Annotated in this window: 16 protein-coding genes; 8 read left to right on the top strand and 8 right to left on the bottom strand. The window is 59.3% G+C overall.

Annotation, left to right across the window (positions count from 1 at the left end; genetic code table 11):
* The first annotated feature begins 6 nt into the window (after window positions 1-6).
* The 4 genes from G5S42_RS07115 to G5S42_RS07100 all read left to right on the top strand — a co-directional run bounded on the left by G5S42_RS07115 (window position 7) and on the right by G5S42_RS07100 (window position 3,847).
* Complete coding sequence (locus tag G5S42_RS07115) at window positions 7-1,989, top strand: flavin-containing monooxygenase (protein ID WP_246391839.1); 1,983 nt, start codon at window positions 7-9, stop codon at window positions 1,987-1,989.
* A complete protein-coding gene (locus G5S42_RS07110) occupies window positions 1,979-2,899 on the top strand; it encodes an isocitrate lyase/PEP mutase family protein (RefSeq protein ID WP_176106135.1) in 921 nt (306 codons plus the stop codon). Before G5S42_RS07115 ends, G5S42_RS07110 begins: the two co-directional genes overlap by 11 nt.
* A gap of 328 nt (window positions 2,900-3,227) precedes the next feature.
* A complete protein-coding gene (locus G5S42_RS07105; RefSeq protein ID WP_176106106.1) occupies window positions 3,228-3,446 on the top strand; it encodes a type II toxin-antitoxin system Phd/YefM family antitoxin in 219 nt (72 codons plus the stop codon).
* A gap of 11 nt (window positions 3,447-3,457) precedes the next feature.
* Complete coding sequence (locus G5S42_RS07100; protein WP_176106105.1) at window positions 3,458-3,847, top strand: type II toxin-antitoxin system VapC family toxin; 390 nt, start codon at window positions 3,458-3,460, stop codon at window positions 3,845-3,847.
* A gap of 425 nt (window positions 3,848-4,272) precedes the next feature.
* Here the strand turns inward: G5S42_RS07100 and G5S42_RS07095 are convergent, their stop codons facing one another.
* From G5S42_RS07095 to G5S42_RS07060, 8 genes are all read right to left on the bottom strand, one after another.
* Entirely contained in the window at window positions 4,273-5,115 is an 843-nt protein-coding gene (locus tag G5S42_RS07095; protein ID WP_018434036.1) for an SMP-30/gluconolactonase/LRE family protein, read from the bottom strand.
* A gap of 39 nt (window positions 5,116-5,154) precedes the next feature.
* Window positions 5,155-5,445, bottom strand: coding sequence for a putative quinol monooxygenase (locus tag G5S42_RS07090; RefSeq protein WP_176106134.1), 291 nt, complete (start codon window positions 5,443-5,445; stop codon window positions 5,155-5,157).
* Window positions 5,446-5,513: 68 nt separating this feature from the next.
* Complete coding sequence (locus G5S42_RS07085; protein ID WP_176106133.1) at window positions 5,514-6,986, bottom strand: aldehyde dehydrogenase; 1,473 nt, start codon at window positions 6,984-6,986, stop codon at window positions 5,514-5,516.
* 53 nt (window positions 6,987-7,039) lie between these two features.
* Window positions 7,040-8,077: a zinc-dependent alcohol dehydrogenase family protein gene (locus G5S42_RS07080; RefSeq protein ID WP_217709850.1), complete on the bottom strand. Its 1,038-nt coding sequence runs from the start codon at window positions 8,075-8,077 to the stop codon at window positions 7,040-7,042.
* Between the two features lie 88 nt (window positions 8,078-8,165).
* Window positions 8,166-8,936: an SDR family oxidoreductase gene (locus tag G5S42_RS07075; protein WP_176106131.1), complete on the bottom strand. Its 771-nt coding sequence runs from the start codon at window positions 8,934-8,936 to the stop codon at window positions 8,166-8,168.
* Window positions 8,937-9,051: 115 nt separating this feature from the next.
* Window positions 9,052-10,248 carry an ABC transporter permease subunit gene (locus G5S42_RS07070; RefSeq protein ID WP_176106130.1) on the bottom strand — a complete coding sequence of 399 codons (1,197 nt, stop codon included), beginning with the start codon at window positions 10,246-10,248 and terminating at the stop codon, window positions 9,052-9,054.
* A complete protein-coding gene (locus tag G5S42_RS07065; protein WP_176106129.1) occupies window positions 10,245-11,822 on the bottom strand; it encodes a sugar ABC transporter ATP-binding protein in 1,578 nt (525 codons plus the stop codon). Before G5S42_RS07065 ends, G5S42_RS07070 begins: the two co-directional genes overlap by 4 nt.
* Window positions 11,815-12,849, bottom strand: a complete 1,035-nt coding sequence (locus tag G5S42_RS07060) for a substrate-binding domain-containing protein (RefSeq protein ID WP_176106128.1) — start codon at window positions 12,847-12,849, stop codon at window positions 11,815-11,817. The genes G5S42_RS07065 and G5S42_RS07060 overlap by 8 nt, the downstream gene beginning before the upstream one ends.
* A 775-nt stretch (window positions 12,850-13,624) precedes the next feature.
* Here G5S42_RS07060 and G5S42_RS07055 point away from each other — a divergent pair.
* The 4 genes from G5S42_RS07055 to G5S42_RS45695 all read left to right on the top strand — a co-directional run bounded on the left by G5S42_RS07055 (window position 13,625) and on the right by G5S42_RS45695 (window position 18,327).
* Window positions 13,625-15,007, top strand: a complete 1,383-nt coding sequence (locus tag G5S42_RS07055) for an MFS transporter (RefSeq protein ID WP_018434045.1) — start codon at window positions 13,625-13,627, stop codon at window positions 15,005-15,007.
* A gap of 135 nt (window positions 15,008-15,142) precedes the next feature.
* Window positions 15,143-16,165: a zinc-dependent alcohol dehydrogenase family protein gene (locus G5S42_RS45120; RefSeq protein ID WP_026228409.1), complete on the top strand. Its 1,023-nt coding sequence runs from the start codon at window positions 15,143-15,145 to the stop codon at window positions 16,163-16,165.
* Between the two features lie 21 nt (window positions 16,166-16,186).
* On the top strand, window positions 16,187-17,680 hold the full coding sequence (locus tag G5S42_RS07045; protein WP_018434047.1) for an NAD-dependent succinate-semialdehyde dehydrogenase: 1,494 nt from the start codon (window positions 16,187-16,189) through the stop codon (window positions 17,678-17,680).
* Window positions 17,681-18,018: 338 nt separating this feature from the next.
* Complete coding sequence (locus tag G5S42_RS45695; protein ID WP_217709849.1) at window positions 18,019-18,327, top strand: transposase; 309 nt, start codon at window positions 18,019-18,021, stop codon at window positions 18,325-18,327.
* Window positions 18,328-18,907: the final 580 nt, after the last annotated feature.

Genomic DNA, 18,907 nt, shown 5'->3' with positions numbered 1-18,907 from the left:
TGCCGCATGTTTCCCTACATTAAAGGGCATCGGGCGAACCGGCAATACGGTGTCTCGCCTACTTATTACGACTGGAGCATCGCGATGGCTGAAAGTTCTTACGGAGTCAAGGAATCGTCCGTTCAATCCATGCCGGATATCGAGCGTGTGCAGCACTGGCTGTCTAGTTTCGACGAGGCGCTGCGCGGACTTGACGCGTCGGCTTTGGAGGCGCTGTTTATCGAGGATGCCCATTGGCGCGACCTGCTCGCGTTCACTTGGACCATCACGCCATCAGACGGCCGTAAAGCCGTCGTTGACCGCCTACTGAGCGAGCAACCACGCGTTCAAGCTCATGGTTTCAGAATTGCCGAGGGTCGGACCGGCCCACGGCGTCTGACGCGGGCCGGCGTAGAAGTGGTAGAGGCCATCATGCACTTCGAAACGGCCGTGGGCCGGGGACAAGGCGTCCTGCGCATGCCGACCGCTAATCCGGGCCGGGCCTGGGTGATCAGCACGTCATTGCGCGAGCTCAAGGGCTTCGAAGAGCCGATTGGGCCGAATCGACCGGATGGGTCGCAACAACGTACTTTCGGCGGTGAACCTTGGGGCGAACGCAGAGCCAAGGATCAGCTCTATGTCGACCGGGAGCCAGCGGTGCTCATCGTCGGCGGCGGTCACAACGGCATCGAACTGGCCGCGCGGCTGCGTCTGCTAAACGTGGATGCACTCGTCGTGGAGCGGCTTCCGAAGGTTGGCGATGTCTGGCGGCGGCGGTATAGCGCGCTGGCGCTACACAATGGTATCGAACTGAATCACCTGCCTTACTTGCAGTACCCGTCCAGCTGGCCCCGGTATCTCCCCAAAGACATGCTGGGCGATTGGATAGAGTCGTATGCGAGAACGATGGAGTGTAACGTCTGGACAAACACGACGTTTGTCGAGGGACGATTCGACGAGAAGCGCGGCGTCTGGAACGCCCGCGTGCGACTGGGCGATGGGCCGGAGCGCATACTCCATCCGCGCCATCTGGTATTTGCGAACGGCGTGGTTGGAGAGCCCAATGTGCCAGACGTACCGGGGCTGAGGGACTTCAAGGGCGAACTCATTCACTCGCATCACTTTGACAGCGGCGCGAAATGGGATGGCAAGAAGGTCATGGTGCTCGGCGTGGGCAACACTGCCCATGACATCGCGCAAGACCTTCATGCCCATGGCGCAAAGGTCAAGATGATTCAGCGCGGGTCACTGACGGTGTTTAGCGTGAAGTCGGCCAGTATCAACCATTCGATCTATTACAACGAAGGGCTGCCACTCGATGATTGTGATCTGATCGTCAGCTGCAACACATTCGAGGTTCTTCTGCGCGGCTACAAAATTGCCACGCAGCGCATGCTCGAAAACGACAAGGAACTGCTCGATGGGCTTCAGGCCAAAGGCTTTAAGCTAGACATTGGTGCAGAGGGTGGTGGTCACCAAATGAAGGTTCGTGCGAGTCACGGCGGCTACTACCTCAATGTCGGATGCTCGGACCTCATCGTCAACGGCGAGATCGGCCTGTTGCAATACAGCGATATCGAGCGGTTCGTTCCCGACGGCGCTTTAATGAAGGACGGTCGGATAGAGCCGGCCGACCTGGTCGTCACGGCCACGGGCTATCAGTTGCCCCATGCGGTCGTGCAGCAACTGCTGGGCAATGAAATCGCGCAGAAGCTCGGCCCGGTCTGGGGCATGGACGAAGGCGGAGAAATGTGCAACATGTACAAACCCACGCCGCAAAAAGGGCTGTGGTTCACCGGCGGCGGATTCGCCCAGGCGCGCATCTGGACCCACTACATTGCGTTGCAGATTAAGGCACGCGAGGCTGGTATCGTCACCGACGAAAAGCTTCCAGAACCGCCGAAGCTGCATCCGATGACTGGCAGAGCGATTCCCTATGGCCAACAATCTCCGGCGGCGACCACTGCGCTGGCCTCGAGTGGCGCAGCGGCTGGCACCGATGGACTCTAAAGATCAAACCCGCACGGCTTCCCCCGGGCGAAAGCTGCGGGCGCTGCTACGGTCCGGCCGAACGCTCATTGCCCCGGGCGCCTTCAGCCCGATGCCAGCCAAGCTGGTGGAGCAGGCGGGCTTCGAGGCCGTCTACATGCCGGGGGGCGGTACGGCAATGGACCGCCTCGGCGTCGCAGATCTCGGCCTCATCTCGATGACGGAAATGGTGGCTAACGCCGCCGCGATCACCCAGTCCGTCAGCATCCCGGTGATTGCGGACGCCGACACGGGTTTCGGCAATGCACTCAACGTCCAGCGAACGGTGCGGGAATACGAGCGGGCTGGCGTCGCGGCGATCCATCTGGAAGATCAGCAGTTCCCCAAGCGATGTGGACACCTTCTCGGCAAGAGTCTGATCCCGCTGGAGGAAGCGGCGCTGAAAATTCGCGCGGCTGTCGAGGCACGCTCCGATCCGGACTTCATGATCATTGCGCGCTGCGATTCACTGGCGGTTGCGGGCATGGACGAGACCGTTCTACGTTGCAAGGCATATCTGGACGCCGGCGCGGACATGCTGTTTGTCGAATCGCCAAGCACACTGGAACAAATCGCGCAAATTCCTCAATCGATCCCCGGTGACCATCTGTTCAACGTGGCCGCCAGCGGCAAGACGCCGTTTCTAACGCCGGACGAATTATGTCGCCTCGGCTACCGGTTAATGATTCTGCCAAATTTCACCACCCTGGTCGCCATCAAGGCCATGGCTGAGGCGCTGGCCGAGATTCGGCGGGTAGGCACCGTTACGACCATCCTTGATCGATGCGCCAGTTTTTCTGACTTCACCGCGCTCGGCGGGCTGCCCCGTTTGCGGGAACTCGAGCAACGCTTCGCACCTTCGACGCAGATGCCCGCGGATCGCATCGACTGAGAGCGCTTTCATGCACATTCCCGGATGGACGTCCGAGCTTAAGCCTCAACCAGACGAACTGCTCAGGGCAAATTGGAGCGTCGCGGCGGGGATCCACGTACGGGTCAATTCGTGGAACTTGCTACGCCAGCCATCACGAAATCCAATATCGCGAAATGCGTACCACAATGATAAGAGGCGTGGGGGCGAAAGAGATCACAAGGCTCCTTTGTAATTCACGGAGTGGTGCTTCTTGCCAGCTTGCCTCGACCGGCCGTTGCGGATAAAAGGTGGCGCTTTTGTAAGCCGCTAGTAGCAGCTATGCGGTGAGTGAGATCGGGGAGATAAGATGGAAAAGCGCATCTCGAAGGCGACGTTTAAGGCTAAAGCTTGTGAACTGTTCCGCCAAGTCGAGGCTCTGGGTGAAAAGGTGGTTGTGACGAGTCGTGGCAAGCCAACCGTAGAAATTCGCCGTTATACGTCGGGTCGCGATGATCCGATAGACGTTCTTCGTGCTGGAATCGTGTACTTCGATCCGGAAGCCACACCCGACCTAACTCAGAGTTGAGAGAGCGCTCCATGATTGTGCTCGATACTTGCGCCTTGCTGCTGTGGCTGTGCGACCAGGGCAAGCTGAGCGTAGCAGCTCGTGAGGCAGTCGAGCGTGGAATGGAAGCGAGCGAAATTGCGATTTCGAGCATCAGTGTGCTTGATGTCGGCAAGTTCATTGAAGACGGGCGACTCGCATTGTCGGTGAGCACCCGAAGCTGGCTGTTGACATTGGCTACGATAGAGGGAATGCGCGTGATTCCCGTCGATTTCTCGATCGCCGTACGGGCGGCGAACATTTCGGTGCCGCTCACGTCCCATCAAAAAGTCATCGTTGCCACGACCATTGCGCTCGGTGGTGCCCTCATTACTCCAGACGCTTATCTCCGAACGCACACCTATGTGGACTCAATTTGGTGAGCGGACGGGGCCCGGGCCGATTGGCGAGTTGGATGTTGGCCCCTCGTCATCGGCCTCGATTTGCCCATAGGAGGGTTGGCTACAGCACGGCTTTCTATGGCCTAGGGCAATGGTCGAGGCGATACGTCTTGATCGCGTTACCGCGAGAGATTTTCAGTCAATCTCATAGTGGTCCACTTTCTCGTAGCCCTTGCTATTGCGCCCGAGAACTGGAGGACTGGCGCCGCAAACCGCCGCTGACGTCCCGCAAGGGTACGCAACGACTGCGCCCGCCGGGGGCTGTGCGAAAGCGCTCGGACCGGTAAGCGTCAGCGTTAGGCGGTATGTCGATCGGGACTTACTTCGTCGTGGTCGACATACCGTCAAACATTAGTTCTCTCCAGCGAAATCGGACGAATGCCGCGCACTATCGATAGTGAATAAGGTTAGGCAGGCTGCCCAACATCGATCTTTGCGCTGAATAGCGCGCTTTTTGGTTTTGCCAGTGCCACTTCCTCGTTGGCGCCCAGGAACGCAGTCATGTAGAGGGTGCGACCGTCCTCCCCTCCAACAACGCAAGATATGGCGCGCCCGTCGAAGGCAAAGCGATCGGTGATCTCTCCACCGTCAAGCACACGAAGGATCTCGCCCGAGTTATAGCAGCCGACCCAAATTGCACCCGAGGCATCGGCGCACATGCCATCGGGGCCACGCTCCCCCAAATGTGCGAAAACGCGTCGGTTGATGAGCTTGCCGTCGGTCGTCAGATCAAAGGCCGTCACGCGGCCCACCCAGGTTTCGTTGACGACCAGAGTGCGGCCGCCATTGATAATGACAGCCCCATTGGGGAAGTCCATGCCCGTAGCGATTTCGGTGATGCTGCCATCTGGATCGACGCGGTGCATCCTGGCCGGCTGTGGCGCCTCACCTTTGTTGTAATGGTAGCCGTAGTTACCGAGGTAGATTCGGCCGTTCGCGTCGATCGCGAAATCATTGATCCAGTAGGGAATGACGGCTGAGAGATCCGCGTAGACGGAGAGCTCGCCGTCTTTCCACTGCATCAGTTTTCGGTCCCCGTGCGAGGAAATGATCAGCCGGCCATCCGGCATGAAACCCAGACCCGCGGGCATCAAAGGGATCTTGCACACCAGTTCGCGCTTGCCCTCCGGCGTCACCGTATAGACTGCCCGGCCGAAAACGTCTGACATCCAGATCTTGCCGTCTCGCCACTTCGGCGCTTCCAGGAAGCAGAAGCCGTCGGCTACCAGTTGCGCTTGTCCAATTCTCACGGTTTGTCTCCTTGGTCTTCTAGATGCGTGGAGTGCAAATTACCGCACATGATCCAGAGCGAAAAACTCCGCATACTCAAGCCAGTCGCTCGCAAGCTTTCGGTAGGCTTCAATGTGAGGCGCGGCGACATGGGCCTGGAATGCGGTATCGTTCGCCCACCGCTCAATGACGACGAAGCGCCTCCGGTCGTTCCTATCCTGATGCAGATCGTACTGCAGGGCGCCGGCCTCATTGCGAACCGGATTGACGAGCCCCCCGAGCGCTGCCTTCAGACGCTCTTCGTATCCGGGCTTGGCGATTGATATGGCGACGACTGACACTTCTGACATGGAACACCTCTGGATGGACAGAATATTTTGAGAATGCCGAAACCCGCGCGACGCTCGTTGTGCGTGAACTAGGGGCGAGGGCAGTAAGCGTAGCCCTCGGGTACACCGATCGCCTTGTATTCAAAATATGGCTCGAACCCTTCCGGGCCAGCCTCGCGTCCTAGCCCGGAGGCCTTGACTCCGCCTATTGGCGAGAGGAAGCCAACGCCGCAGCCATTGATCTCGACGATTCCAGTCTTGATACGCTGTGCGATAGAAACAGCGCGCTCGACGTCAGCCGAGAACACGGCGCCGTTGAGCCCATATTGAGAGTTGTTGGCGATGGTGACGGCATGATTCTCATCGTCATAGCAGAGGATCGACAAAACCGGTCCGAAGATCTCTTCCTGCGCGATAGTCGCGCCAGGATCGACATCGGTGAACAACGTGGGCTGTACGAACCAACCATGTGAGAGGCCCGGCGGAAGGCCAGGCCCACCCTTGGCGAGGCGCGCGCCCTCCTTGATGCCTTGGGTGATATAACCGGACACACGGTTCATCTGTCGGCTCGACACCATCGGACCAATCTGGGTCGCGGGATCATTCGGATCTCCGACGGGCATCGTATCCAGCAGCGCCCCCAGCGCCTCGACGACGTCGTCCCTGCGCCGACGAGACACCAGGATGCGGGTCTTCAGGCTGCAGATCTGGCCGGAGTTGCGGAAGGCACCGACGCGAAGCTTTTCAACGGCATCCTCAATGTCGGCGTCGTCGAGAATCAGTGCGGCCGATTTGCCGCCTAGTTCGAGCGTGATCGGGCGCAGCAGCGCGCCGCACCTTTCGGCCAGATGCCGGCCAGCAGCCGTTGATCCCGTGAACGAAACCTTGTCGATACCAGGGTGGAGCGCGAGATACTCGCTCGGGCCCCGGTCGGCAGGCAGCACGCTGACCACACCCTCCGCAAAGCCTGCTTCGTCGAGCATCTCGGCCAGGAGCTGGCCGGACAAGGCCGTTTCCGGCGCTGTTTTGACAATGACGCAGCAACCCGCGAGCAAAGCAGGGCCCAGCTTCATCGTGATGCTCATCATGGGTGCATTCCACGGCACGATGGCGGCTACCACGCCTTTGGGCTGACGGAAGACCTGACCTTGGCCCGTTGCCGCTTTGCGCAGCATGCTAAGGGGTAAGTCGCGAGCGATCTCGATGAAGGCGTCGAGCATCAACAGCGGGATCTGTGCCTGTTGGGTCAGCGATGCCGTGATCGGGCTGCCCATCTCACGCGTGATGACCTCCGCGACTTCACTGCGTCGTCGGGCCATGATGTCACGTAAGCGCGCCACCGTCGCGATCCGTTGATCCATGGACAAATTTGGCCAGGGCCCGAAATCGAATGCGCACCGCGCCGCAGTGACCGCCTTGCCCATGTCAGCCGGTGAAGCCGCCGCGACACTCGCAATGACACTCTCCGTCCACGGCGAGACGATATCGATTCGATCATCGCTAGCGGGTGGCAGCCACCGGCCGCCGATGTAAAGACTGTTATCGCGTGCTTGCCAGTTCATAAAGTCGTTCCCTTCCATCAGATCAGGTGGGTTTTTTAAGGTAGGTGCAGCGGTCAGAAAAGGAACACGCCCTTACCGCTCGACTGTGCGTCGAGTACCCGATAGGCTTGCTCCGCTTGATCCAGACGCCAGCGGTCGGTGAAGAGGCGATCCAGGTCGAGGTTGCGGGAAACGATGAATTCGGCGCATTGATACTGTTGCACGGTCGACATCGTGTACGAGGTCATGACCGTAACCTGGCGGTCCAGTAGTGCGCGAGTTTCAATAGAGACCTTGCTGCCGATGCCGACCATGCAGACTTTCCCCCAGACGGCGGTGCTGTCGATGCCCGCCTGAGCGGCCTGCGACGAACCGGAGGTCTCGACGACCATCTCGATCCCGTGGCCCGAGGTCAGGTCTCGCAGCGCCTCACAGACGTCAACGTCGTTGGCATTGATCGTCTGCGCAGCGCCGAATGACTTTGCGAGAGCGAGGCGATCATCGTCCAGATCGATGGCAATCACCCGGGCACCTCGGGCGGTTGCCAGCATGGTCGCCGAAAGACCTACGGGCCCTTGGCCAAAAACGGCGATGGTTTCATTGCCACCGGGTTTCAGACGCTCCAGCGCCCCCCATGCCGTTCCAGTCCCACAGGCAATGGCAGCGCCCGCCTCGAAACTCAGTGACTCGTGCAGGCAGACCCGTGTCGAGGCCGGCACCTTCATGTACGGCGCGTGCGCGCCATGCGCATTGGCACTGTACGTCGTGCGGGTCGCGGGACGGCACAGTTGCGGCCAACCCGTCCGGCAATGCGCGCAGGTTGTGCAGCCGTGGTAGTGGTGCACCATCACGCGATCACCGGGCTTGGCGACATGCTTCGGCACACCTGGCCCAACTTCGACGACGACGCCACAGGGCTCGTGACCGCCAATGAAGCGTCTTTCGAGCGGGATTTCGGAATCGTGGGGCGCCCGGTACGGATGCAGGTCGCTGCCGCACATGCCGGATGCTTTAATCTCGACCACCACCTCACCGTGGGCCGGCGTGGGGTCATCAACCGACGCGAGGACGACCTGGCGGTCACCAAGAAAAAACAAACCTTTCACGCCCATCTCTCCCGCTGAAGTTGCGCAAACCAGGCGCCAGATTCATGGCGCTGGATGAGTTCTAGTTCTTGGACCTATCAAATAAGGGCGTCGATTACTGAGTCGTGTAACCGCCGTCGACAGCGAGTGCCTGGCCGATGACGTAAGTCGAGCCCGAGCTGCAAAGCCAAAGCACAGCATCGGCAATTTCTTCGGCGCGGCCCATGCGCTTGATGGGGACGCTCTTCTCGACAAGTTCAAGGTCAAGATCGTTGGATTCCGACATGCGCATGACCTGCGGGGTCACCATGGTGCCGGGGCACACCGCGTTCACCCGGATGCCGCGAGCAGCGTATTCCATGCCGACGCTCCGCGTCAGACCCACCACGCCATGCTTGGCGGCGTGGTAGCCGGGACGGCCATAACCGCCAACCAGGCCGGCCAGAGACGAGCAGTTCACGATAGTGCCGGAGCCTTGGCTTTCCATCTGGAGCAGTTCGTACTTCATTGCGTTCCACACGCCTTTGAGGTTGACCGCCATCAGACGGTCATAGTCGGACTGGAGGATCTCGGTGAAATCCGTCGCACGCGGCACGATGCCCGCATTGTTGTAGGCTGCGTCCAGCCTGCCGAAAGTCTTGACCGTTTTCTCGACCATTTCCTTCACCTGGCGATCGTCACTGACGTCGCAGCAAATGCCGAGCACTTCGCGCCCCTCGTCCCTTAGACCCTTGACCGCCGCCTGCAGGGCCCCCTCGTCGATATCAACCAGCGCGACTTTTGCTCCGCTCGCCGCAAAAGCCTTGGCGGTGGCGAGGCCGAGGCCAGCCGCCGCGCCAGACACCAATGCAACTTGGCCCGAAAAATCATAGGTAACGTTACTCATGAAAACTCCTGTCACATTGTGAGTGCACGGCATGGAGTGCCGCAACAGATAAGGGTTTGCGATAGATTTCTTGATCGCAGCCGCTGGACGCACTACGCGTCTAAGGTCCCTGGGTTTACCGTGTCGAGCGGCGTCGCGTCAAATAGCCGTCTAGCCCGACAGCGAAAACGAGAATGAGTGCCTTCACGACGTTCTGTGCATAGCTGGAAACGCCCAATAACGACATTCCGTTATCGATCGTTGCAAGCAGGAAGGCACCGAGCAAGGCACCGCGCACCGAGCCGATTCCGCCTCGGAGCGACACGCCGCCGATGGTCGCCGCCGCGATCGCCGTGAGTTCAAGATTGATGCCTGAATCAGCCGTCGATGTTCCTACCCGTGCGATGAGCATCGTTCCCGCGATGCCGCAGATCGCCCCCATTACGACGAAGCCAATCAGGACGGTTCGTCGGACGTTGATGCCGGCGTACACGGCAGCCTCACTGTTTGACCCAACAAGGAAGGTCTGGCGTCCGAACTTCGCGCGCGTCAGGATGATGTCGAGTAATACCGCGATCGCGCCAATCCACAAGATCGCATTCGGCACGCCGCCGCCGCCGATGTAAAACCACAAAAGACCTCCGGCGGCAGCCACGCCAAGGCCCAGAGGAGCCGCGGCCGATCCAAATGAAACGGCGCCGTGCTCTTTTGTCGAGCGGTATCTCGCGTAGGTGCTCCAGACAGCTAGTAAAACGACTGCCGCGATCAAGCCGAAAGTCATGAGGGGCGACATGCGACCCTCCGTCAGGTTCGCGAAGTCCGCATCGACGGGGCCAATGGCCGCCGCGTTGGTCCATGCCAGCCCCAGGCCTCGCCAAAGCAGCAATCCCGCGAGTGTGACGATGAACGCCGGCACGGACAGTCGTGTCACGACGATGCCCTGCACCAGGCCGATCGCCACACCTGTGCCGATCGCGGCCAGCACGCTTGCCGCCACACCGTACCCGGACATCTGACATTCGGCGGCGACCAGGCCGGCCAAGAATGCAGTGCTGCCAATCGACAGATCGATTTCACCCATGATGATGAGAACCGTGACGCCCGCGGCGACCACTGCCACAGCCGCAGTCTGACGCAGCAGAAGCGACGCGTTGGCCGACGAAATGAAAACACCGTCGGACATGACCTGAAAATAAAAGAACAGGATCACCGACGGCAGCAGGAGCGCCATCGCCCGCGACTTCATCAGCTCGATCAACAGCGCTTTTGATCTCGGCGCGGCTGCAGGCTGTGAGAGCACTGCCGCGTTTGAAGACAGTTCTTGCGATTTCATGCGTGCAAAGCTCCTGTTGCCGCGGATAGAAGCTCGTGGGACGTGACGCCGCGTGCGAACTCACCTTGGATTCGCGACTTGTACATCACGAATACGCGGTCCGCCTCCGCCAAGATCTCTTCAAGGTCGCTTGAAATGATCAGAACGCCCACGTCTCGCTCTCGTGCGATCGACTGCACCTCTTTGTAAATGTCGACGCGGGCACCGATGTCGACACCCAGGGTTGGCTCGTCAAGGATGAGTACCTTCAGTCCCTTGAAGAGGCAGCGCGCGAGGAGGACCTTTTGCTGGTTGCCGCCACTCAGTGCGTTGAGCGAAACACCCGGGTCGGCAGGGCGCACGCCGAGCTTTGCGATCATGTCGGCCACGTGCCGGCGTTCCCGCGGAATGTCGATGAGTAACTTAAACATCGAAAAGTCCTCCAGCATGGACGCCGTCATGTTGTTGCTGATGGACTGGCCGCGCATGACGCCCTGAGACTTGCGGTCTTCCGCTAGCAGCGACATGCCACGCCGGCGTGCTTCGTGCGTATTGCGAGGCACTCCTCGGTGCCCCGCAATGACGCACTCGCCAGTCACTGGTCCGGGCCACGCGCCAAACAACGCTCTCGCCAACTCGGTGCGCCCCGCGCCGACGAGTCCGTAGAGCCCAACGACTTCGCCCGGATAGACCTCGAGGCTGACGTTGGTCGATCGAGCCCGGCGTTGCGGAGCGTCGACGTACACCGATAAGTTCTTCACCTGCAGAACGGGCGCTCCACGGCGCGAGCGCGGACTCGACGGCTCACGTTGGGCGTTGGCCTCAAAGGTTTCACCGAGCATCGCTTGCACCAACTCGGCCTTAGCGGGAACCGAATTGAACCGACCCGTGACGGCGCCGTTTCTGAGCACAAGGATTCGGTCGGCGATCTGCCCCAGTTCATCCAGCCGATGCGTGATGTGAACAATGCCGACGCCTGCGTCGCGGATCAATCTGAGTTGCTCGAACAGCAGATCGGTTTCGACATCCGTCATCGCCGCCGTCGGCTCATCCAGGATGAGCACGCGCGCAGATCGATGCAGCGCTGCCGCCAGGACGATGAGGCGTCGCTCGGACGGTGTGAGGATGGCGCTGCGCGCGCGAGGATCGACATTGAGGCCGAACACTTCAAGGGCTTCCCGTGCCATGCGGACCGCTGCTGTCTCGTCATAGAGTCCAAAGCGCCCCGGCAGCCGGGACGCAAACATATTCTCCGCAATCGACAGGTGCGGAATGACATGCAGTTCCTGCGGCACCAGCACGATGCCGGCCTCTTCGCTAGCGCTGAGCGAAGCAAAGTGCGCGGGGGCTCCGTCGATCTCAATCGATCCCTCGTACTCTCCCTGTGGAATGATTCCCGAGAGGATTCTCATCAGTGTCGACTTGCCTGCGCCGTTCTCCCCCAGCACCGCGAGGACTTCGCCAGCTCGGATCGCGATATCGACACCACGGAGGACCGAAACACTTCCGTAAGACTTGCCGAGCCCGCGCCCCTCGAGCAGAGCGCCCGTTTTTGCGGGCTGATCGGAGCCCAGCCCGGGGACGCTCTTATTCACAGCTCTTACCCTCCGGCCCAAAGACGTCCTTGGCAGTGACCCAGCCCGCAGGCGCGATCTTCGTGATGAACTCGCAAAGATTGGCCTTGGTGACGTTGACTTGCGGCACATAGAATGTGGGCACGCCATTCACCGTCGTAGTGGGGGCGGGTGGCGCGACGCCCGTTCCAAGCGCGTGAGCGACGTCGGCAGCCTTCAGCGCAGTTTTGTCGATCGGAGCCCACACGGACTGGGTCTGCCAACCCTGCGCGATGTAGCGAAGGCTCGGCGTCGAAGCATCACTGCCGGAGACATAAACCTCGCCCGGCTTTTTCCCGGCGGATTTCAACGCCTGCACGGCAGCCTGGCCACCGTTGTCCCACATGACGACGACCGCCTTAACATTGCGATTTTTTTGCAGTGCCGCCTCGACCTCTCGCTGTGCCGTCGCAGTTTCCCAACCCGGGGTCAGCGTGTCGTACACCACATTGATGCCAGGCTTGTTGACCAGGACGTCGTTGTAGGCCTTCGACATTTCGACCTGTGCCAGGGTCGCCTTGTCACCACGAATCAACGCAAAGTCGCCAGAAGGGAACAGTTGCTTCGCCGTGCTGGCCTGAAGATTCCCAGTTTCGTAAAAGTCCCGGCCCACGTTGTACGACGGCTTGGCGCCGACGACGAAGCGGTCATAACCGATGACCTTGATTCCTTTCGCCTGCGCCTCCTTGACCAGGTCAGCAGCCGCCACTGGATCGATCGCCACCAGCACGAGGACCTTCACGCCACGCTGAATCATGCTTTCGACCTGATTTTTTTGCGTCGCAGCACTTTCGTTGGAATACTGAAAGATGACCTTGTCGCCGTTCGCCTGCGCTCGGGCGACGAAGATCTTTTCCTCTGTCGCCCAGCGAGCTTGATTCTGGGTTGGAAAAACGACGCCGATTAAAACGGAGCTGTCTGCTGCGCTTGCCGTGCCAGCGAATGCGGCCGTACAGAGCGAGATGGCAGCGACCGCGCGACGGCCGAGGGAGCTGGTATGCAGAGCCATATGTCTCCTTGAAGGATTCTTTCTTTATCGGCCTCATTGGCCTCTGGGACAGACTCTAGTCTCTAACCTTGAGAGAGGACAGCGCTTGCCGAAGAAAGGAGCTTTGCAGTAGAGACAAAGACCGACGGGATCGGTGCCACGAGAGCGAACAAACGAGTTGAAGTGGAAGGCCTAACTAATGAGTTACGATCGAGATCGCCAGTCACTAACAAACACTCCAGCGTTGGCTACCTGAATTCCCGGCCCAGACATGGCGGATGCCCGCGCGAAATCCGCGATCGGCGGTGGTTTCGAGAGCGTCGCATATGAACGTCTTGCGCGGCCGAGAACCCAGTTATGGACAGCGGCGCGGAGGCCGAGGTTAGCGGAGCTTACCAACGGACGAAGAAAAACAGACTGTACGCATAAGAGGCAACGGCGCAAAGTAGACGCATAACGACGGCTACAAGACTAGTCACTCCGGAGACAACTTGCATCAAGAGCCCGCCTCATTTTTGACCTGCCGCAATACATTGCGGCCGTGTTGTTCGAATCGTGCGCACATCACGGCGCCTTCACCGACTTGCGCTTCAACAGACCAGGTGCTCGAAACGCTGAGACTGGTTTGGTCTAGCTGCGAGGTGAAGAATGCCGCTGCGCGGACGCACAAATATGGCCCAATATTCGTCCAACTCCATTCACAGCGCCTATTGCTCTGAATTGGAAAATGCCTAGAAATGTGGTGATGTAACGCGCAGGCAATGACCGGCGTGTGGATTTGACGGAGACACTTTTAATGACTAACAACGTGAATGCTGGCGCGCGACTCGATCGCCTCCCGATAGGGGCTTTCCATACACGCGTCTTATGGCTAGTCGGCATGGGTATGTTTTTCGACTCATTCGACAACACCCTGTCGAGCTCAGTGCTGGCAGCAATGCTCCATAGTGGTTGGTCTACATTGCAGCTGAACTCGCTTTTCATGTCTGCCACCTTTGTCGGGCTCACGATCGGTGCGGGGCTTGCCGGTTGGCTGAGCGATCGGTTCGGGCGGCGGTTCGCGTATCAATTTAATCTCGCAATCTTCGGTGGAATGGCGCTTCTGTCCGCCTTCGCTCCGTCCATGCCGTGGCTTATCGCGCTCCGCTTCGTGATGGGTCTGGGCATGGGTGCCGAGTACGTGATGGGTTACGGGCTCGTTATCGAGTTTGTGCCGCCCGCCAACCGAGGTAGATATTTGGGTCTGCTGGCGTTGATCGGTGGATCGGGCGTCTTCATCACCTCTGTGGTGGCCACGATTGTGATTCCGTGGCTGGGCTGGCGTCCGATGTTTGTGATTGGCGGCATCGGTACGCTGTGGGTTTGGTGGATGCGTCGTCACCTGCCTGAGTCTCCTCGGTGGTTGGAGCGCGTTGGCCGCAATGCGGAAGCAGAGGAGATTCTTCGAGCCATCGAGAACGAGGCCGGCATTAGCGACCCGCTCCCCATCGGACGCCAGTCGCGAGAAAGGGAACCGCATTGGGTGCCGATCTCCGCGCTATTCTCGCGGACCGTCATCCGGCGCACCATGCTGGCCATTATTGTCAACGTCATCTGCCTGTTTGGTTCATATAGTCTTACGGGCTGGATGCCGACCTTCTTTGTTAAGCAGGGTATGAGTGTTACCCATTCCCTTGGCTTTAATGCCGCCATGATGGGTGGCTGGATCGCCGGGCCTTTGTTTCTCGCTTACATCTCTGATCGCATTGGCCGGCGCAGTGCGATTATGTTGTTCGGCGCTGTATGCGCATGTCTGGGGACAATCTATCCGTTCCTGAGTTCTCCTATCGCCATCGTTCTTTGTGGCTTCCTGCTGGTTTCGGCAGTTGCAATCTTCTTGACGTTGGGCCTTGGTACGACTCCAGAGCTGTTTCCGACCGAATATCGATTCCGTGGTGGTGGCGTCGCTCAAATGATCGGTCGACTGGGTCTCATCGGGTCGCCGTTCATCGTGCTGGCGCTTTTTAATCGATTCGGCATTACCGGCGTCGTTGGCGCCATCGCAGGGGCTTATCTCTTTGTCGCGTTGCTCATGTTGGTGGCCGGGATCGAGACGAATCAACAGTCTCTCGAGGCGTTAGAGCCTGAGGAGAGCTCCGATACGACCCAGGTACTGGCACATACTGCCTCGCGACGCTAGACGTATCCAGCGCGTTGGCGCGGCCCGACAACAGCTTCCGAGTATCGGCGCAACCGCTCGGGCGGTTTTCGGGCTGCGAGTCAGCTCACCGCAATGTGCTCACTGTTGAATTAAGACTGAAGAGGAAATCAAGGCATGCGTGGCGTTGTCTTTCGTGGAAACTGTACTCTCGAGCTTGCGACTTTCCCTGATCCGACGCCGGGCGTCGGTGAGGTCGTCTTAGAGATCAAAGCGTCCGGTATGTGCGGCAGCGATCTACACTTTTACCGACAACCGGAAAACGTAGCCCGGCGTTCTGTTATCGGCGGCCACGAGCCGTGTGGAGTCGTGGTTGCAGTCGGCCCCGGCGCCATCGGACCTCATGCACGCGTTGGTGCGCGGGTCATGGTTCATCACTACAGCGGTTGTATGGGATGCCCCGACTGCCGTTCGGGATGGCCGCAAATGTGCAGAACAACGCCTGTAACGGTATACGGCACGGATGCGCACGGCGCGCACGCGCCGTACATGAAAGTTCCCGCAGACACGTTAGTGCCACTGGACGAACGACTCAGTTTTGAAGCGGGCGCGGCGATCTCGTGTGGCACAGGCACTGCATGGGGTGCGTTTGAGCGCATCGGTCTAACCGGCCGAGACACTGTCGCCGTGTTCGGCCAGGGGCCCGTCGGTCTATCCGCAACGCTGCTTGCTAAGGCTCAAGGCGCTCGCGTCATCGCCCTTGACATCGACGAAAGTCGACGCAACACAGCAAAATCCTTCGGTGCGGATGCAGTGATTAATCCCCGTGACGGTAGGGTTGCCGAGGCAATCCGGGAACTGACGGGAGGGAAGGGTGTCAGCGTCGCGTTAGAGACGTCCGGCGCGGTGACGGCAAACCAGGACGCTCTCGACTCAGTAAGTCCATGGGGCACGGTATGCCTCGTCGGCATTGGCTCAGAATTCAGCTTCTCTCTGGCCAAGTATCTGCGGACTCAAGTGCGCATCCTGACCTCTTGGACGATGTCAATTCAAGGTCAGCGAGCCTGCGCGGACTTTGTCGTGGCGCGAGAAATCGATCTCGACAAACTGTTCACGAACCGCTGGCGACTCGACCAGGCAGAAGAGGCATATCAAGCTTTCAATCGTCAAAGCGGCGGTAAGGGTGTGTTTTTGATGTAAGGCGGGACTTCGACAATCTGGATGTCGTTGCTCGAAGAACAAGATACAGGGAATCAGATGACGACTACGCGAGCGGATGCGGTCAAACGGTATCCGAAGCTAGGTCAGCTTATTGCTGGCGAGATGAAATACGGTGATGGTCGATCGACCATGGACGTCATTGATCCGACAACGGGCATTACTCTTGGCCCGGTTTCAATGGCGACCGAAGCTGACGCCGATGAAGCGGTTGATGCGGCGAGTGCGGGTTTCGGTGTATGGAGAAAGACATCCGCTTTTGAGCGAAGCAGACTATTGCGCAGGGTTGCGGACCGCATGCGGGAGCGAGCTGAGGCGCTCGCGGAGCTGCTGGTGCTTGAACTCGGCAAACCATGGAACGAGGCTCTTGGCGAGGTTGAAGTGGCGGCGGGGATGTGGGAGTGGGCCGCCGAGGAAGGCAGGCGCGCGTACGGTAGGGTGATTCCGTCACGGGAAGGCAACGCGCGCCAACTTGTGCTCGTCGAGCCCGTAGGACCTGTGGCTGCTTTTGTCACCTGGAATGGACCGCTCGTTACGCCGTCGCGCAAGATGTCGGGCGCTCTCGGGGCCGGTTGTTCTATCGTTCTTCGAGCCTCTGAAGAGGTGCCCGCGTGCGCGTTCGCGCTTGGGCAGATTGTGTATGAATGCGGCCTTCCAGCGGGCGTTCTCTCAGTCTTGTCAGGAGATCCGGTGATGCTTTCGAACAAATGGCTCGAAAGCCCCGTTACACGCGCCGTGACGTTTACCGGTTCGACGCAAGTCGGAAAGTTGCTGTCGCAGCAAGCCGTGGCACATATGAAGCGACCCATCATGGAGCTGGGCGGCCATGCACCAGTCTTGGCGTTTGACGGAATTGATGTTCAGACGTTCGCTGAGCGGGCGGTCGCCGCTAAATTCGCCAACTCAGGGCAGGTGTGCTTCGCGCCGACCCGGTTCTATGTTGAACGTTCTATCTATGCAGATGTCGTCGACGCGATGACTGCCGAGGCGAAGAAGATAATCGTTGGGTGTGGATTTGACCCTTCGACCCGCATGGGGCCTCTGAAGAGCGAGAGGCGGCTCAGGGCAGTGGAAGAGCTTATTGCGGATGCGAAACGGTGCGGTTTCAGGGTCACCACGGGAGGCACGCGTCTTGACCGGCCAGGATTCTTCTATGCACCAACTATTGTTGCTGATGCGACTACCGAAGCGAAGCTTTCGAACACCGAACCGTTCGGCCCGATCGCGGCGTTGACCCCCTTCGACACGTACGACGAGGCTATCAACTTGGCTAACCGCCTGCCATATGGCCTCGGGGCTTACGTGCATGCTCGTGAGTTCGAGACGCTTCATCGAGCCACTGACGATCTCGAAGCCGGTAACGTCATTTGCAACGGATGGAGGGTCACTTATCCTGAAACGCCGTTTGGAGGCCACAAGGAGAGCGGCATGTTCTCCGAGGGCGGAGTTGAAGGGCTGCGAGCGTTCCAGAACGTGAAGTACGCGTCGCTGTCTTGATGTCACCGAGCTGTCAATGGTGGCGTTTGGGTCTACGGTAAACGTAACCCCAGTGGGGAGAGGCGGCAATCGGCGACTGCACGTGGCCCCTCACCCCGAGTGCCTGCGTGATACCGGGCCAAAGAGACTTCGCCGGGGCGCTATTTCCACACATTTCACGACCCCAGTGAATCATCACGCGTGGTTTGTCAGTGTCAGGCTGTGAGTTCCGATGACGATGACCACCTTGTCACACAGGACCCCTGCCCGGCGTATCTCGTGGATGCCGACCATGATGTATGGGCACGGCCCGGGGCTCATAGGAGCTGCTCGCTTTCAACGCAATCGTGGTAACCGGAATGCACACTTATAATCCACTGAGCGACGCCGAGTGGGAGAGTATCTCCAGTCTGTTTCAATATGACGAGGCGAGACGTTTTGGGAAAGCACCTCGGCATCCACGTGATATCTTGAATGCCGTCCTGTGGGTGACAATACAGCAGAAACCATGGAGCTGCTTGCCCCTTGGCATGCCGCCCGGTAAGACTTGCTACATCAAATGGTTTCAATGGCATCGAGACGGAACATTGAAACGGGCGGAAAGCATACTTGGACGAAGTTTCAATGACGTCGGTATTCGCTGCGCTAACGACGCCGAGCTTCGCTGATTTGCCAAGGTCACGCTTGAGCGTAGGGACTTCGCTTTTGAGCACGATGTAAGCGACTCGGTTTCGGCATAGGCGTTGTCGTAGCTGCCCTCATTGCGGATTGCACACCGGCTCCAAGTCACGGCTCCTACGTCATGACGGTCGCAGACTCCCAATCAGCATTCCGGATGGTGGTTGCGGGAGAACTGCTGGGCGCGGTCGACGTCTCCGGGCTTGCGCGTGATGCTGGCGCGGCGGTCACCACACATCAGCCGCCGAATAGAAGAAGCGGTGAATCGCTCGCACACCTATCTCCTGCGCCAGTCAGATATCTTAACGACGGTCAAGAGCCGCATCGGGGTTCCACATTCACGAGGCTACGCGACCGACTAAGGAGCGATTCCCGCCAGATTCCATCGGCAAGGTGCGATATTGCGTTCTGTTTTCGATCGAGAGAGAGGCCGCTCTGGGACCAATTCGTGTGCCAGTTTAATTGGCACAAAACGGGCACGCCGCGCGATAAATTGTAACTGTATTGATCGGGCCGCTGGGCGTGAAGTCGGCAGTGACGTTAGCGCAGCTTACCAGGCTGTAGAAGAAA

This window comes from Paraburkholderia youngii, from assembly GCF_013366925.1.
GTDB classification, from domain to species: Bacteria; Pseudomonadota; Gammaproteobacteria; order Burkholderiales; family Burkholderiaceae; genus Paraburkholderia; species Paraburkholderia youngii.
The sequence above is the reverse complement of the archived record's forward strand: the minus strand, read 5'-3'. Positions and strand labels throughout refer to the sequence as shown.

Coding starts and splice junctions, on each gene's coding strand:
- G5S42_RS07060 (WP_176106128.1), bottom strand. CDS start 12,849: ATGGCTCTGCATACCAGCTCCCTCGGCCGTCGCGCGGTCGCTGCCATC.
- G5S42_RS45695 (WP_217709849.1), top strand. CDS start 18,019: ATGCACACTTATAATCCACTGAGCGACGCCGAGTGGGAGAGTATCTCC.
- G5S42_RS07085 (WP_176106133.1), bottom strand. CDS start 6,986: ATGAACTGGCAAGCACGCGATAACAGTCTTTACATCGGCGGCCGGTGG.
- G5S42_RS07090 (WP_176106134.1), bottom strand. CDS start 5,445: ATGTCAGAAGTGTCAGTCGTCGCCATATCAATCGCCAAGCCCGGATAC.
- G5S42_RS07055 (WP_018434045.1), top strand. CDS start 13,625: ATGACTAACAACGTGAATGCTGGCGCGCGACTCGATCGCCTCCCGATA.
- G5S42_RS07110 (WP_176106135.1), top strand. CDS start 1,979: ATGGACTCTAAAGATCAAACCCGCACGGCTTCCCCCGGGCGAAAGCTG.
- G5S42_RS07080 (WP_217709850.1), bottom strand. CDS start 8,077: ATGGGCGTGAAAGGTTTGTTTTTTCTTGGTGACCGCCAGGTCGTCCTC.
- G5S42_RS07100 (WP_176106105.1), top strand. CDS start 3,458: ATGATTGTGCTCGATACTTGCGCCTTGCTGCTGTGGCTGTGCGACCAG.
- G5S42_RS07070 (WP_176106130.1), bottom strand. CDS start 10,248: ATGAAATCGCAAGAACTGTCTTCAAACGCGGCAGTGCTCTCACAGCCT.
- G5S42_RS07105 (WP_176106106.1), top strand. CDS start 3,228: ATGGAAAAGCGCATCTCGAAGGCGACGTTTAAGGCTAAAGCTTGTGAA.
- G5S42_RS07115 (WP_246391839.1), top strand. CDS start 7: ATGTTTCCCTACATTAAAGGGCATCGGGCGAACCGGCAATACGGTGTC.
- G5S42_RS45120 (WP_026228409.1), top strand. CDS start 15,143: ATGCGTGGCGTTGTCTTTCGTGGAAACTGTACTCTCGAGCTTGCGACT.
- G5S42_RS07045 (WP_018434047.1), top strand. CDS start 16,187: ATGTCGTTGCTCGAAGAACAAGATACAGGGAATCAGATGACGACTACG.
- G5S42_RS07075 (WP_176106131.1), bottom strand. CDS start 8,936: ATGAGTAACGTTACCTATGATTTTTCGGGCCAAGTTGCATTGGTGTCT.